At 67.1% G+C, this 14,756-nt stretch carries 17 protein-coding genes; 8 read left to right on the top strand and 9 right to left on the bottom strand.

From position 1 onward, the window contains the following. Positions 1-374: 374 nt before the first annotated feature. A complete protein-coding gene (gene prpE, locus IE266_RS17640) occupies positions 375-2,267 on the top strand; it encodes a propionate-CoA ligase PrpE (protein ID WP_189681436.1) in 1,893 nt (630 codons plus the stop codon). A 34-nt stretch (positions 2,268-2,301) separates the two neighbouring features. Here the strand turns inward: prpE and IE266_RS17635 are convergent, their stop codons facing one another. The 3 genes from IE266_RS17635 to IE266_RS17625 are packed head-to-tail and all read right to left on the bottom strand — an operon-like array spanning position 2,302 to position 3,733. Continuing rightward, positions 2,302-2,577, bottom strand: a complete 276-nt coding sequence (locus IE266_RS17635; RefSeq protein ID WP_189681435.1) for a type II toxin-antitoxin system RelE/ParE family toxin — start codon at positions 2,575-2,577, stop codon at positions 2,302-2,304. After that, positions 2,564-2,863 carry a type II toxin-antitoxin system RelB/DinJ family antitoxin gene (locus IE266_RS17630; protein WP_189681434.1) on the bottom strand — a complete coding sequence of 100 codons (300 nt, stop codon included), beginning with the start codon at positions 2,861-2,863 and terminating at the stop codon, positions 2,564-2,566. The genes IE266_RS17635 and IE266_RS17630 overlap by 14 nt, the downstream gene beginning before the upstream one ends. Positions 2,864-2,923: 60 nt before the next feature. Beyond that, a complete protein-coding gene (locus IE266_RS17625; protein WP_189681433.1) occupies positions 2,924-3,733 on the bottom strand; it encodes a class I SAM-dependent methyltransferase in 810 nt (269 codons plus the stop codon). A gap of 131 nt (positions 3,734-3,864) precedes the next feature. On the opposite strand from IE266_RS17625, the gene IE266_RS17620 reads away from it, so the two are divergent. Together IE266_RS17620 and IE266_RS17615 are read left to right on the top strand one after the other, a co-directional pair. Beyond that, positions 3,865-5,295 carry an amidase family protein gene (locus tag IE266_RS17620; RefSeq protein WP_189681432.1) on the top strand — a complete coding sequence of 477 codons (1,431 nt, stop codon included), beginning with the start codon at positions 3,865-3,867 and terminating at the stop codon, positions 5,293-5,295. 51 nt (positions 5,296-5,346) lie between these two features. Then, positions 5,347-6,906 carry a long-chain-fatty-acid--CoA ligase gene (locus IE266_RS17615; protein WP_189681431.1) on the top strand — a complete coding sequence of 520 codons (1,560 nt, stop codon included), beginning with the start codon at positions 5,347-5,349 and terminating at the stop codon, positions 6,904-6,906. A gap of 424 nt (positions 6,907-7,330) precedes the next feature. Here the strand turns inward: IE266_RS17615 and IE266_RS17610 are convergent, their stop codons facing one another. Continuing rightward, entirely contained in the window at positions 7,331-8,092 is a 762-nt protein-coding gene (locus IE266_RS17610; protein WP_189681430.1) for an NAD kinase, read from the bottom strand. A gap of 170 nt (positions 8,093-8,262) precedes the next feature. Between IE266_RS17610 and glyA the strand changes: the two genes are divergently transcribed. Further along, positions 8,263-9,558: a serine hydroxymethyltransferase gene (gene glyA / locus IE266_RS17605; protein ID WP_189681429.1), complete on the top strand. Its 1,296-nt coding sequence runs from the start codon at positions 8,263-8,265 to the stop codon at positions 9,556-9,558. Continuing rightward, the gene (locus tag IE266_RS17600) at positions 9,555-10,442 is read left to right on the top strand and encodes a DUF817 domain-containing protein (RefSeq protein WP_373310588.1); all 888 of its coding nucleotides are present in this window, start codon (positions 9,555-9,557) and stop codon (positions 10,440-10,442) included. Before glyA ends, IE266_RS17600 begins: the two co-directional genes overlap by 4 nt. Here the strand turns inward: IE266_RS17600 and IE266_RS17595 are convergent. Then, the gene (locus IE266_RS17595; RefSeq protein ID WP_189681428.1) at positions 10,381-10,749 is read right to left on the bottom strand and encodes a hypothetical protein; all 369 of its coding nucleotides are present in this window, start codon (positions 10,747-10,749) and stop codon (positions 10,381-10,383) included. The genes IE266_RS17600 and IE266_RS17595 overlap by 62 nt on opposite strands. Positions 10,750-10,842: 93 nt before the next feature. Between IE266_RS17595 and IE266_RS17590 the strand changes: the two genes are divergently transcribed. Both IE266_RS17590 and IE266_RS17585 read left to right on the top strand, forming a co-directional pair. Further along, entirely contained in the window at positions 10,843-11,601 is a 759-nt protein-coding gene (locus tag IE266_RS17590; RefSeq protein ID WP_189681427.1) for an alpha/beta fold hydrolase, read from the top strand. A 114-nt stretch (positions 11,602-11,715) separates the two neighbouring features. Continuing rightward, a complete protein-coding gene (locus tag IE266_RS17585; RefSeq protein WP_189681426.1) occupies positions 11,716-11,916 on the top strand; it encodes a hypothetical protein in 201 nt (66 codons plus the stop codon). Between the two features lie 747 nt (positions 11,917-12,663). Here IE266_RS17585 and IE266_RS17580 read toward each other — a convergent pair. Continuing rightward, positions 12,664-12,837: a CTP synthetase gene (locus tag IE266_RS17580; RefSeq protein ID WP_189681425.1), complete on the bottom strand. Its 174-nt coding sequence runs from the start codon at positions 12,835-12,837 to the stop codon at positions 12,664-12,666. A gap of 30 nt (positions 12,838-12,867) precedes the next feature. Continuing rightward, positions 12,868-13,083: a hypothetical protein gene (locus IE266_RS17575; RefSeq protein WP_189681424.1), complete on the bottom strand. Its 216-nt coding sequence runs from the start codon at positions 13,081-13,083 to the stop codon at positions 12,868-12,870. Between the two features lie 134 nt (positions 13,084-13,217). On the opposite strand from IE266_RS17575, the gene IE266_RS17570 reads away from it, so the two are divergent. Then, on the top strand, positions 13,218-13,361 hold the full coding sequence (locus tag IE266_RS17570; RefSeq protein WP_189681423.1) for a hypothetical protein: 144 nt from the start codon (positions 13,218-13,220) through the stop codon (positions 13,359-13,361). Between the two features lie 38 nt (positions 13,362-13,399). On the opposite strand, the gene IE266_RS17565 is transcribed toward IE266_RS17570, so the two are convergent. Beyond that, positions 13,400-14,308, bottom strand: coding sequence for a Hint domain-containing protein (locus IE266_RS17565; RefSeq protein WP_189681422.1), 909 nt, complete (start codon positions 14,306-14,308; stop codon positions 13,400-13,402). A gap of 211 nt (positions 14,309-14,519) precedes the next feature. Beyond that, positions 14,520-14,738, bottom strand: a complete 219-nt coding sequence (locus IE266_RS17560; protein WP_189681546.1) for a PA2433 domain-containing protein — start codon at positions 14,736-14,738, stop codon at positions 14,520-14,522. Between the last annotated feature and the right edge of the window lie 18 nt (positions 14,739-14,756).

Genomic DNA, 14,756 nt, shown 5'->3' with positions numbered 1-14,756 from the left:
AACCACGTGGCGGCGAGGGAAATAGTTGGAGGTTACTTCTTCGGCTGTTCTCGCCGGACGTCGGGGGTGTGTCTCCGCCGCTGGCGGGTCGTCCCCCTGTTCAAGCAAGGAACGCTGAACGTCCCCGTGCGAGGCCCTAAAGCCAGGCCGAATCACCTGCTGTCGCATTCACGACACCCATGTCGTTTTCAGACCTTCCGCCGATCTTTATTCCCATCGCTTGGAAGCGCCGTCCGAATTGCCTAGAGATATCGGCAAGAGACCTGCACCGTTGTTGGCGCAAACAGCGTCAACGCGGCGCAGGCAGGGCACTTGCGCGCCATGCGGCAACGCAGCATCAACAGCGCAAGACGTAACGTCAGGAGGAGGGACACATGGGCTACAAGAGCGTGTACGAGGCCTGGAAGGCCGATCCCGAGGCATTCTGGCTCGATGCCGCCAAGGCCATCGACTGGGACCGCTTCCCGTCAAGGGCGCTGAATGCCGAACGCGCGCCGCTGTACACCTGGTTCGACGACGGCATGGTGAATACCTGCTGGAACGCGGTCGACCGCCACGTCGAGGGCGGACGCGGGGCGCAGGTGGCGATCATCCATGACAGCCCGATCACCGGCACCGTCCACAAGATCACCTATGCCGAGTTGAAGAACCGGGTCGCCAGCCTCGCCGGCGCGCTGCGCGCCAAGGGCGTGACCAAGGGCGACCGTGTCATCATCTACATGCCGATGGTGCCCGAGGCGCTGGAGGCCATGCTCGCCTGTTCGCGCATCGGCGCGGTGCACTCGGTGGTCTTCGGCGGTTTCGCCGCCCACGAACTCGCCGTGCGCATCGACGACTGCCAGCCCAAGGCGATCATCGCCGCCTCCTGCGGCCTCGAACCGGGGCGCACCGTCCATTACAAGCCGCTGCTCGACGGCGCCGTCGACCTTGCCAAGCACAAGCCCGAGTTCTGCGTGATCTTCCAGCGCGAGCAGGAAGTGGCAAAGCTGGTCGAAGGCCGCGACGTCGACTGGCACGCCTTCCAGTATGGCGTGGAACCGGCCGACTGCGTGCCGGTCGAGGGCAGCCACCCGGCCTATATCCTCTATACCTCCGGCACCACTGGCGCACCCAAGGGCGTGGTGCGCCCCACCGGCGGCCACCTGGTGGCGCTGAACTGGTCGATGAAGAACATCTACAACGTCGACCCCGGCGACGTCTTCTGGGCTGCCTCGGACGTGGGCTGGGTCGTCGGCCATTCCTACATCTGCTACGGCCCGCTGGTGCATGGCAACACCACCATCGTCTTCGAGGGCAAGCCGGTCGGCACCCCCGACGCCGGCACCTTCTGGCGGGTGATCTCCGAGCATAAGGTCAAGTCCTTCTTCACCGCCCCCACCGCCATCCGCGCGGTCAAGCGCGAGGACCCCAAGGGCGAGTTCCTGAAGAAATACGACCTGTCGCACTTCAAGGTACTCTACCTCGCCGGCGAACGCGCCGACCCGGACACCATCGAATGGGCGCAGCGCGTGCTCGACCGCCCGGTGATCGACCACTGGTGGCAGACCGAGACCGGCTGGTCCATCGCCGCCAACCCGATGGGGCTCGAGGCGCTGCCGGTCAAGATCGGCTCGCCCTCGGTCGCCATGCCGGGCTATGACGTGCAGATCCTCGACGAGGGCGGCCGCCCGATGCCTCCGGGCGAGCTTGGCGCCATCGCGGTCAAGCTGCCGCTGCCCCCGGGCACGCTGCCGACGCTGTGGAACGCCGAAGAGCGGTTCAAGAAGTCCTACCTCACCACCTTCCCCGGCTACTACGAGACGGGGGATGCGGGGATGATTGACGCCGACGGCTATCTCTACATCATGGCCCGCACCGATGACGTCATCAACGTCGCCGGCCACCGCCTGTCGACCGGCGCGATGGAAGAGGTGCTGGCCTCGCACCCCGACGTCGCGGAATGCGCGGTGATCGGCGTCGCGGACGAGCTGAAGGGCCAGATGCCGGTGGGCTTCCTGATCCTGACCAAGGGCGTGAACCGCCCGCACGACGAGATCTGCAAGGAAGCGGTGAAGCTGGTGCGCGACAAGATCGGCCCGGTGGCGGCCTTCAAGCTCGCCGTGGTGGTCGACCGCCTGCCCAAGACCCGCTCGGGCAAGATCCTGCGCGCCACCATGGTCAAGATCGCCGACAACCAGGAGTTCAAGATGCCGGCGACCATCGACGACCCGGCCATCCTGGACGAAATCCGCGAGTCGCTGCAGACCATTGGCTACGCCAAGGCGTGATCGGCGGGGCCGGGACGCCCGGCCCCTCCCTCGATCAGGGCCACATCTGCGCGGCGTGGAGCACGCGCAGCACAGTCACCGTCGTCCCGGTCTCGGAATAGACGACGACATAGTTGGGATGCGCGACCAGTTCGCGCGTTCCCTGCGCCCTGCCGGATCGTCCGGCCCTTGGGTGATCGGCAAGCCGTGACACCCTGCCCTCGATCTGCTCGAGCAGGGCCAGCGCGGCCGCCGGGTTGTCATCCGAGATAACGTCGACGATCGCCATCAGGTCGGCGACCGCCGCAGCCTTCCATTCAACCGCCGGCACGGCGCTTGGCGTCGATCAGGGCGCGGGCGTTGCGCATGACCTCGTCCTGCGGCTGCGCCGGGCGCGGGTCGGCCAGGGCCTCCTGCACCTTGGCCCGGAACCAGGCGTCATGCGCCTCCGGATTGGCCGTCAGCCCGGCGGGCAGGCCGCCCTCGGCGGCAACGCGCGTCAACAGGATGCGCACCGCGTCCGACAGGGTCAGCCCCACGTTCGACAGCGCCTCGGCCGCCTGCGCCTTGAGTTGGTCGTCCACGCGGACGTGCAGCATCGAGGTCTGGGCAGGCATGGTGGCTCCTCTTTTAGCCCCACCAAGATAGATCTCAATTGAGATACGATCAATCCCACCTCACCAGGCCGCGACGACGAACCCCTGGATCGGCGCCGTGACCGGGCCCGGGCCATAGGTGGCGCGGATTTCCTCGGTCGCGGCGTCGATGATGCGCTGCACCTTGGCCTCGCCATGCGGGGCAAGTTCGCCGAACATCGGGGTGCCGCGGCAATAGGCGATGGCCGGGTGCGAGGGGTCGGGGGCGGTGCTGTCGCGCGTCAGTTTCTCGATCTCGACATGGGCGAAACCGGCCTCGGCCAGTTCTTCGTGGATGCGCTGCGGCTGGCCGTGGCCGTGCGGCGTGCGGGCCAGGAACTGCGGCGGCGCGGCGGGCAGCAGGGTCGAGGCGACCCGCGTCACCACATCGGCGAAACCGTTGTATTCGATCGCGTCCCAGACGTTGAAGACGAAGCGGCCACCGGGGCGCAGCACCCGGCGGGCCTCGGCATAGCCTTTCACCCGGTCGGGGAAGAACATCACCCCGAACTGGCAGCAGACCGCGTCGAAGCTCTGATCCGCGAAGGGCAGATCGAGCGCATCGGCCGGTTGCCAGGTGATCCGCGCATCCGCGCCCTGCCGCGCCTTCGCGCGCTCCAGCATCGGCGGGTTCAGGTCGGTGACGGTCAAACGCGCGTCCGCAGCCAGCTTCGGCGCCAGGGCGCGGGTGACGACACCGCTGCCCGCCGCCGTCTCGAGCACGTCGCGCACCGGCTGCGCTGTGACCCGCGTGGCCATGTCCTCGGCAAAGGCCTCGAAGATCAGCGGCACCAGGTAGGTGTCGTAGATATCCGGGATCGACCCGGCAAAGACCTTGTCGTTTGCAAGCATCACCCCGCCCTCCCCTGCATGATGGATGGCGGCAGACTAGCACAATTCCATCGCTGACGCAGCGGCAAGCGCGACTGCCCCCTTGGCAGGTCCCGCGCCAGCCGCCAAGGTTGCCGCCAGGAGAACTGAACATGACAACTGAGAACATCTGGCGCCTTGGCGCCGCCGAAACCGCCCGCCGCACCGCCGCGGGCGAACTCACCGCCGAGGCCACCATCGGCGCCGCCATCGCGCGCATGAACGCGGTGAACCCCGACCTGAACGCCGTGGTCGAAGACCTCTCGGCGGAGGCGATGGAGCGTGCCCGCGCGCTCGACAAGGCCCGCGCCGGCGGCGCCGCGCCGGGGCCGCTCTTCGGGGTGCCGGTGACCATAAAGATCAACGTCGACCAGAAGGGGCACGCCACCTCGAACGGCATCGTCGCGCTCAAGGATTTCATCGCCCCCGAGGACGCGCCGCTGGTCAAGAACCTGCAGGACGCCGGCGCGGTGGTGATCGGGCGCACCAACACGCCCGAATTCTCCTTCCGCGCCGATACCGACAACCCGCTGTTCGGCCGCACCCACAACCCCTGGGGCCGCCACATCTCGGCCGGCGGTTCCTCGGGCGGGGCAGGCTCGGCGGTGATGGCCGGGATCGGCGCGCTGGCCCATGGCAACGACATCGGCGGCTCGCTGCGGTTCCCCGCCGCCGCCAATGGCGCGGTGACGGTCAAGCCGGGCCTTGGCCGGGTGCCGGCCTACAACCCCGGCCAGAAGGCCGAGCGCGGGATGCTGTCGCAGGCGATGTCGGTGCAGGGCCTGATCGTGCGCGAGGCCGCCGACCTGCACGCCGCCATGCCGACGATGATCGCGCCCGACCCGCGCGACCCCTTCCACATCCCCCTGCCCTGGCGCGGCGCGCCGCTCGACGGGCCGATCCCGGTCGCCTTCACCAAGGCCACCTACGGCTTTGACCTCCACCCCGAGGTGAGCGCCGCGCTCGACACCGCGCGCGATGCGCTCAACGACGCCGGCTACCAGGTCGAGGAGATCGAGCCGCCGATGCTGAAGGAATGCGCGCTCGACGGCTACCGCGCGCTGCTGGGCGAGACCTCGGCCATGCTCGGCCCCGATATCGCGGCCCATGGCTCGGACACGGTCAAGGCGATCTTCGACGAGTATTTCCGCCAGTTCCCGGTCTACGAGGGCACCGAGCTGCTGCAGATGATGGCCAAGCGCACCTGGTACGCGCGCCAGTGGTCGCTCTTCACCGAGCGCTACCCGCTGATCATCACGCCCTTCCTGCCGCAGCCCTTCTTCGCCCCCGACCGCGACACCGAGGGCGGCGAGGGCGTGCAGGAGGTGCTGGGCGCGGCGCTCTGGTCCTATGCGATGAACTACATCGGCCTGCCCGCCGGCAACGTCCCGGCGCGGCTCGCCATGCTGCCCAGGGGGCCGCAGCCGATCAACGTCCAGATCGTCGGCCGCCGCTGGCGCGAGGACCTGGTCGTCGACGCCATGGCCGCCATCGAGGCCCGCGTCGGACGGATGTGCGATGCGCTCTGGGAAAGGATGCGCTAGACTGTCTCCATAACAGGGCCCCGAAGGGCCCGGTCCCTGGGAGGAGACAGAATGCAGATAACGTCGATCCTGCGCCGTGCGGCGCAGGTCAACCCGACCGGTATCGCCACCATCTTCAAGGACCGCCAGCGCAGCTGGCCGCAGACTTTGGAGAGGGTCCAGCGCCTCGCCGGCGCGCTGCAGAAACTGGGGATGAAACCGGGCGACCGGGTCGCCCTGCTCTCGCTGAACTCCGACCGTTTCATCGAATACTACTTCGCCGTCCCCTGGGGCGGCGGGGCGATGATGCCGATGAACATCCGCTGGTCCCCCGCCGAATGCGCCTATGCGCTGAACGACGCCGGCGCCGGGATCCTGCTGGTCGACGATGCCTTCGCCAAGGCCGCCCCGGCGATCAGCGCCGAGGTCAAGGGGCTGAAGACCATCGTCTTCTGCGGCGACGGCCCGACGCCCGAGGGGATGGTGAACTACGAGGAGATCCTCGCCGCCGCCGATCCCGTCCCGGATGCCGGGCGCGCGGGCGATGACCTCGTCGGCATCTTCTATACCGGCGGCACCACCGGCTTTCCCAAGGGCGTGATGCTGAGCCATGCGAATTTCTTCGTCGGCGGCATTTCCAACGCGCAAGAGCTGGCGCTCTCCGACGGCACAGTCTACCTGCACGCCGCGCCGATGTTTCACATCGCCGACCTGCTCTGGTTCGCGGCGATCACCTTCGTCGCCGGCACCCATGTCGTGATCCCGATGTTCACGCCCGAGGCCACGCTCGAAGCGGTGCAGGCCCACCGCCCCTCGCACCTGCTGCTGGTGCCGGTGATGCTGCAGATGGTCATGGCAAGCCCGAAGTTCGCCGAATTCGACACCTCCTCGCTCGAACTCATCGCCTACGGCGCCTCGCCGATCACCGAGGCCTCGCTGAAACGCGCCTTCGACCTCTTCCCCGGCGTGCACTTCATCCAGGCCTTCGGCCAGACCGAGCTCAGCCCGGTGGCGACCTTCCTCGGCACCGATTATCACACCTTCGAGGGTCCGAAGGCGGGCAAGCTGCGCTCTTGCGGGCGCGCCACCCGCATCGTCGAGATCCGCATCGTCGACGAGCAGGACAACGAGGTGCCGCGCGGCACCGTCGGGCATATCACCGTCAAGGGGCCGGTCACGATGCTGGGCTACTGGCAGAAGGAAAAGGCCACCGCCGAGACGCTGAAAAACGGCTGGGTCTATACCGGCGACGCCGGCTACATGGACGAAGAGGGCTTCATCTTCCTCATGGACCGGCTCAAGGACATGATCATCTCGGGCGGCGAGAACGTCTATTCCGCCGAGGTCGAGAACGCCATCGGCCAGCACCCGGCGGTGGCCACCAGCGCGGTGATCGGCATCCCCTCCGAGCAATGGGGCGAACAGGTCCACGCCATCGTCATCCTCAAGCCCGGCGCCGAGGTCAGCGAGCAGGAGCTGAAGGACCACTGCCATAGGCTCATCGCCGGCTTCAAATGCCCGCGCAGCGTCGAGTTCCGCACCGCCCCCTTCCCGCTCTCGGGCGCCAACAAGGTGCTCAAGACCGAGCTGCGCAAACCCTTCTGGGAAGGGCAGAGCCGGCAGATCTCATAGGAAATTGCTGGCGCGGAGTTGGGGCTCCGCGCCAGCAGACGAGGGAAACATCTCAATCGCTACTTCGAATTACCGGCATTGGAACATGTGCCGGAGGCTGATAATGCAGCCATGTACTTTTTGCCCCAGGCCCGGGCAGAGGTAAGTGAATTGGATCACAGGAAGATGAAATCCCTGGTCTGCGGGGTCGATTTTCCAGAAATTCGTCGGATCCGCCCATGCCAAAACGGGCGCGGGGCATCGGCCCCACGCCCGCATCGCTGGAAAAACTGTGAATCGTCACCCCCACCCACAGTGGCACGGAGGACGCACCAGAGGAGTTCGGCAACGGCGAGACTCAACCCGTCGCCACGAAGTCATTTGACCACATTTCGCTCCAAATCGCAGCCCCTGTACGGGTTTGGGCGATCACAAAGACTTGACCCTAGGTGAACTGCTCGGAAATCAGACGCTCTTCCAGCCCGTGGCCCGGGTCGAAGAGGATCGAGTGGCTGACCGTGGGGTCCAGCCGGATCTCGACCCAGTCGATGTCCTCGAACGAGATCGAATCGGCGTCGGCCATGACCGGGCGTTTCTCGGCCTCCAGCACGTCGAAGCGCACCGCCGCAGAGAGCGGCAGCAGCGCGCCCTGCCAGCGGCGCGGACGGAAGGCGGCGATGGCGGTCAGCGCCAGCACCTGCGCGCCGATCGGCAGGATCGGCCCATGCGCGGAATAGTTGTAGGCGGTCGAGCCCGCCGGGGTCGACACCAGCGCCCCGTCGCAGACCAGTTCCGGCAGGCGCACCTTGCCGTCGATGCTGATCTGCAGCCGCGCCGCCTGCGGACCGGCGCGCAGCAGCGAGACCTCGTTGATCGCCAGCGCCCGGTGCATCACCCCCTTGCGGTCCATCGCCCGCATCGACAGCGGGTGAATCACCTCTTCCTTGGCCTGTTCCAGCCGGGCCAGCAGATCTGTCTCGTGGTATTCGTTCATCAGGAAGCCGATGGTGCCGCGGTTCATGCCATAGACCGGCGCCGCCAGGTCCTGCGTCGCGTGCAGCGTGCGCAGCATGAAGCCATCGCCGCCCAGCGCCACGATCACCTCGGCCTCGGCCGGATCGACATTGCCATAGCGCGCCGAAAGCGCGTCCCGCGCGGAGAGCGCCACCGGGGCGTCGCTCGACAGAAAGGCGATCTTCAGGCTCATGCGGGCGTTTCCGGTAGTGCGCAACTCGTTCCGAAACAAGCATACCTTTCCCGCCAACGCCAGCCTTGCCGCAGAACCCATGCTCCGCGTCGCTTTCCCCGCTTTATCCCGCCGACGCTTTCCTCTAGGAAACCCGCATTCCGCGCAGCCCATCCTTGACGGAGACCGATATGAACGCGCCCCACCGTGACGCCGGCTTTTTCACCGAAGCCCTCTCCAGCCGCGACCCCGAGATCTTCGGCGCCATCACCAACGAACTCGGCCGCCAGCGCGACGAGATCGAGCTGATTGCCTCCGAGAACATCGTGAGCCTCGCCGTCCTGCAGGCGCAGGGTTCGGTGATGACCAACAAGTATGCCGAGGGCTACCCGGGCAAGCGCTACTACGGCGGCTGCCAGTATGTCGACGTGGCCGAGACTCTGGCCATCGAGCGCGCCAAGCAGCTCTTCGGCTGCGACTTCGCCAACGTCCAGCCGAACTCGGGCTCGCAGATGAACCAGGCCGTGTTCCTGGCCCTGCTCAAGCCCGGCGAGACCTTCATGGGCCTCGACCTGAACTCGGGCGGCCACCTCACCCACGGCTCGCCGGTGAACATGTCGGGCAAGTGGTTCAACGTGGTCTCCTACGGCGTGCGCGCCCAGGACCAGTTGCTCGACATGGAGTCGATCCGCGAGAAGGCGCTGGAACACAAACCGAAGCTGATCGTCGCCGGCGGCACCGCCTATTCCCGCGTCTGGGACTGGGCCGCCTTCCGCAAGATCGCGGATGAGGTCGGCGCCTACCTGATGGTCGACATGGCCCATATCGCCGGCCTCGTCGCCGGTGGCCAGCACCCCTCGCCGCTGCCGCACGCCCATGTCGTCACCACCACGACCCACAAGTCGCTGCGCGGCCCCCGTGGCGGCATGATCCTCACCAATGACGAGGACATCGCCAAGAAAATCAACTCGGCGGTCTTCCCCGGCCTCCAGGGCGGCCCGCTGATGCATGTGATCGCCGCCAAGGCCGTCGCCTTCGGCGAGGCCCTGCGCCCCGAGTTCAAGACCTATGCCGCACAGGTCGTCAAGAACGCCCAGGCCATGGCCGACGAGCTGATGAAGGGCGGCATCGACATCGTGTCGGGCGGCACCGACAACCACCTGATGCTGGCCGACCTGCGCCCGAAGAAGGTGACCGGCAAGGCCGCCGAGGCCGCGCTGGGCCGCGCCCATATCACCTGCAACAAGAACGGCGTTCCCTTCGACCCGGAAAAGCCCTTCGTGACCAGCGGCATCCGCCTCGGCACCCCCGCCGGCACCACCCGCGGCTTCGGTGAAGAGGAATTCCGCGAGATCGCCCGGCTCATCGTCGAGGTCGTCGACGGCCTGTCGGCCAACGGCGAGGACGGCAATGCCGAGGTCGAGGCCCAGGTGAAAGCCAAGGTCGCGGCGCTCTGCGCCCGCTTCCCGCTCTACCCGAGCCTGTGACAGCAGGCCCGAACGGCACCCGCTCCCTCGAACGCGCATTAGGCGACTGGGCGCGGGCGCGGCTGCCGTTCTGGCTGGCCGAATTCGTGATGTTCGGCCTCAAGCAGGCCTGGGCCTGCCTGTTCGGCATCCTCCTGCTGGCCGGCATCATCGGCACAAAGGCCATCTGGCAGCCCGGCTGGGCCCTTGCGCGCTATGACGTGCTGGTGGTCTGGGCGGTCGGGCTGCAGGTGCTCTTCCTGGTCTTCAAGCTGGAAACCTGGCGCGAGGCGCGGGTGATCCTGCTGTTCCACCTCACCGGCACCGCGATGGAGATCTTCAAGGTCTCGGCCGGCAGCTGGGCCTATCCCGAGGCCGGGGTGCTGAAGCTCTTCGGCATCCCGCTGTTCTCGGGCTTCATGTATGCCGCCGTCGGCAGCTACATGGCGCGGGTGATCCGCCTGTTCGACATGCGCTTTGCCCCCTACCCGCCCTTCTGGACAACCCTGCTGCTGGCGGTCGGGATCTACGTCAACTTCTTCGCCCACCACTTCCTGCCCGACATCCGCCTCGGCCTCTTCGCCGCCACGGCCTTGCTCTACGCCCGCACCCGGATCTGGTTCACCATCGGCCAGCACACCTACTGGATGCCCATGGTGCTGGCGGCGGTCCTCTCAAGCCTGTTCCTCTGGATCGCCGAGAACGTCGGCACCGGGACAGGCACCTGGGTCTATGGCGGCAACAACGGCCAGCACTGGGCCGGGATCTCGAAGATGGGGTCGTGGTACCTGCTGCTCTACGTCAGCTTCGTCACCGTCTCGCTGGAATACCGCGACGTGCTGCTCAGACGGCCCCTTGCCAGCGCAGCACCACCACGATCAGCACCATCACCAGCAGAAGGTTGAAGGCGACCGAGCCGAGGATGCTGAACAGCAGCGCCTTCCGCCCCTCGGCCAGGTCGATGGCACCGAGATGCTCGCGCAGCGCCCCGGCGGCCCGGTCCAGACGCGCCCGGTCCAGCGTCTGCCCCAGCTTGGGGTGATCCGCCATCGGCAGCGCCGCCGCCAGCATCTGCCCCTCTTTCCGAAGCGCCTTGGGCAGCCGCCGCTTCGCCCGCGCCAGGGCGGTCGGAAAGTCGCGCCCCCGCACGCCGAGCTTCTGGCGCATCAGCTGGCGGATCTCGTCGGTCTGGGCGTCCAGGGAATTGCTCACGGTCGGGTCTCCTTGCGCGGCGCAATCTAGCCGCCCCGCCCCGCCGCCTCAATGGGGCTGGCAGCAGAACCCCGCATTCGCTATCAGCAGGACATGCTGAACCGCATCGTCCACGGCACCGAGACCGAGAAACCGCCCCTTGTCATCGCCCACGGCCTCTTCGGCTCGGGCCGCAACTGGGGCGTGATCGCGCGCCGCCTGTCCGATACCCGGCAGGTGATCGCCGTCGACATGCGCAACCACGGCGACAGTGCCTGGACCGGGTCCCACACCTACCCCGAGATGGCCGCCGACCTCGCCGAGGTGATGGCCGACCTCGGCCGCCCGGCCGACCTGCTCGGCCACTCCATGGGCGGCAAGGCCTCCATGATGATGGCGCTCAGCCAGCCCGGCAACCTGCGCCGCCTGGTCGTCGCCGATATCGCGCCGGTGGCTTACAGCCACACCCAGTTGCCCTACATCCAGGCCATGCGCGCGGTCGATCTCTCCGCCATCACCCGCCGCTCGGACGCCGAGGCGCAGCTGGCGGCGCAGGGCGTGGAACGCGCCCTGCAAAGCTTCTTCACCCAGTCGCTCGACCTCACGGGCAAGCGCTGGAAGCTCAACCTGGAAGCGCTCGAACGCAACATGCCGGCGATCATGACCTTCCCCGAGACCGAGGCGACATGGGACGGCCCCACGCTGTTCCTGACCGGGGCCGAGTCGAACTATGTCCGCCCTGAACACCGCGAGATCATCCGCGCGCGTTTCCTGCGCCCGCGCTTCGCCCGCATTCCCGGTGCCGGCCATTGGCTGCACGCCGACCGCCCGCGCGAATTCGAGGCGGCGGTGCGCACCTTCCTCGACGCCTGATCGCAGGAGATTCGCCGCGTCCCGGATGCAACCTCCGGGAGTCTTGACAAAATTAAGACAAGATTTTGCGCGAGACTTCGGCTACTCTGCAGCAAAAGGGAGCAGGGAAAAACAATGACAGGCTATCTTATGGCGTCGCTGGCGACCGGCCTCATGGGGGGCGTATACGGTCTCGCCGCCCACGGTGCCGGGCTCTGGTCCGCCCTGGGCTGGTATGTCGCGGGATGCTGGGGCGGCTTCGCCCTCATGCTGGTGCTGGTGGTCCTCGCCAGCCAGAACCGCGACCGGGCCGGCCCCGATCTCGAAGCCGCCTGACGGCTGAAAGGGTCAAAACCCCCAGATGTGGCGCAACAGCGCATATCTGGTGATTTGCCTGATCGCCCCCTCCATATATCGTTGAAAATTCGCCGCACGCCCTGTATGCAGGGCCTACAGGTGCATGGACGCGGATGCATCAGCCTACGCTGAAGGGACCCGGTTGCCGATGGCAGCCGGGTTTCCCGTTTCCGGTGGCTGGACGATTCCCGAGGCTGGAAAAGGAAAAGGCGCCAGGTGCTCGGACGCGGTCCTATGCATCGCCTGACGCCTTCCTGAACCGTCTCCCCCCAGAGGGCGACGTGCCCAAACGAGGGTCCGAGGAGCCCCCGCTGCCACCCCGGCCAGGGCCGAAGCAGCCCGCACGACCCGTCTGAAACCTGCCGGAAAGCGCGGGTTCGAGACCCAGATATCCGACGTGTTTCCCCGGTCCGCCTGATCGGCCCGTGTCCAAGGACTGGCCCCGATCCGCGCGCCCCGAGAGGCCCTGCGCCTCGCCTCGGGTCCGAAAACCCCCGGCGACAGGTAAAGCTTTGCAAGCCCGCCCGTGTCGCACAATCGCTAATCCGTGGCGCGATTGCAGATTCCGGGGGATCACTCTGTGGGCAAGATCGGGATAACCGGGGGATAAGGCGATTATGGGTTTGCGGGCAGGGTCTTGCGGCGGGAAAAAACCGGGGCGAAAAAGGTCACTCGGAATAAATGACGGAATTTCAATGACTTGAAAAGCGTCCTAGCTGGGACACCTCATTCCTGCAGGATGCGCGCCAGGATTCGGGCCACCGGAAAGCCCAGGATCAGCCCCGCCACGACGCATCCGCCCAGAACCCAGCCCGAGGCGAAGCCGGCCACCAGGGCCACGACGATCAGCACCCCCGCCAGGGTCGAGCCGATGAAAAGGTGAAGGATCAGGGCCAGCATGGCCCTGCCTAACCCTGGCCCGCGCCCCGATCAAGCCGGGCGTCGCGCCGGCCAGTTGGGATCGTTGCGCCGGATCGCGCGGGTCACCGTCCAGCCGACCGGCAGCCCCAGCGCCGCGCCGATGGCACCGGCCAGCAGCACCGCCCCCCAATAATAGAAGCCAAGCGCCAGCGCCCCCACCAGTGCCGCCCCGGCGAGGCAGAGCACGGCAAGCGCTGTGATGAAATGACTGAGCCAGTGCCGCATGACGGATCTCCCCTTGATGTGGTTGCACCACCCCAACGCGCCGCGCCCTCGGCCGTTCCCCGCCGCCGCCCGCTCCGGCAGGGAACCGCCGGCCGGGTCGCGGGGTTGGCTCTCCAAAGGAAAGGAGAACCATCATGACCTGGAAGACCTGGATTGCCCTCGCCCTGCTTGCCGGCGTGACCGGCCTTTCCGCCTGCGGCCCCATCGTGGGTGCCGGCGCGGCCGTCGCGGCGGACAAGATCGCCGAGGAAGAGAACGGCGACGACGGGCTGTTCTGAACACCGCCAACGGGGCGCGCCGCGTCCCGTTGGATCACCTAGGCCAGCACCGCTGCACAGCCGCCCCGCACCACCGGCCGCACGGTCTCGGAACGGTCAGCGAAGAGATGCGGGAACCGTCCCGCCAGCTCCGCCTGAACCACCGGATCCTGCCGCGCGAAATCGCCGCCTGGATCGAAGCTCTCGGACAGCAGCCCCTCGGCATCGAGGATGAAATGCCCGTCCAGCAGCAGGTGGTAATACTCCGCCACCGGCCGCGGGTCGCGATGGATGCGGTCATCCGTCCCCACCAGGTGATGCGCGGCGACCAGGATCTCGGACTCGCCGAAATGCAGCTCGGCCCGCCAGCCGGTCAGCAGCACCCGGTGCTGCGGGCTGACCCGCACGTCCGCCCGGTTGCCCAGCGCCCCCGCTGCCACCCGCACCGGCGCGTTGTCCCGCTGGCCCGCCGCCGCGCGATGACCGACCCAGAGGATCCGCTGCCAGCCGCCGCCCTTGGTCCAGACCCGTTCGCCCTCGCCCAGCGTCTCGATCGCGCGCAGCCCGGTCCGGGTGCGGATCCGCGTGCCCCGCAGGAAGCACGGCGGCCCCAGGTCGCCCACCTCCATGAAGGTGTCCTGCTTGACCCAGCTCGCACTGATGAGCTTGGAGCCGTTCTGCAGCACCGAACCGTCCTTGGGCGTGAAGACCTTCTGACCATTGGCCAGGTAGAAGGTCACCCCGGTGATCGTCTGCACCGACCCGTCCGGCAACCGCAGCTTGAGCTTGTCGCCGTTGTAGGTCCCGACGATGTCGCTCCCGTCGATCTTGTCGTTGCCCGACGTGCCCACGTCACCGTCGTTGTCCTGGTCGGTCATGGTGCGCAGGGTAAAGTTCAGCACCGATCCCGAGGGGGGCGGGTCGAAGGGGTCGATGGAAAAGAACTGATCGGTGTAGTTCGTGGGCATGAGTAGGTCGACCGGCTCCTTGATGCGCCATTGCATCGTTGTCGCTTGGTCTCATGGCCATGACCCAGAACTATGGCCAAATTTGGTCTATTGTTACGCGAATAGAGACAATTGAACGGCAACCGGCCCCTCTCCGGCAAGCTGTGGCGCTGGCGCGACAGATTGCCCGGCAAGGGGCCGATGCCGTTTCACAAGGGCCTGCCGCGCCGGCCTAGAGCCCGAGCAGCTTCAGCGCCTCGCCCAGCGTCTGCACCGAGGCCGCGTGGTTGCCGGCCTTGTGCTCTTCCTCTCCCTTGGCGCGCAGTTCCTTGACCTTGGCCATATCGGCCTCGGCGAGCGTCGCGGTCTTCAGCGCCTCGTCGATCCTGGCCATGTCGGCCGGACAGTGATTTGAATAGCCCCGTGTATCGTGGACGCCTTCTTCGCTAATTTTGAGGCAAGGAGGCCA

This window comes from Seohaeicola zhoushanensis, from assembly GCF_014656415.1.
Lineage (GTDB): Bacteria > Pseudomonadota > Alphaproteobacteria > Rhodobacterales > Rhodobacteraceae > Seohaeicola_A > Seohaeicola_A zhoushanensis.
The sequence above is the reverse complement of the archived record's forward strand: the minus strand, read 5'-3'. Positions and strand labels throughout refer to the sequence as shown.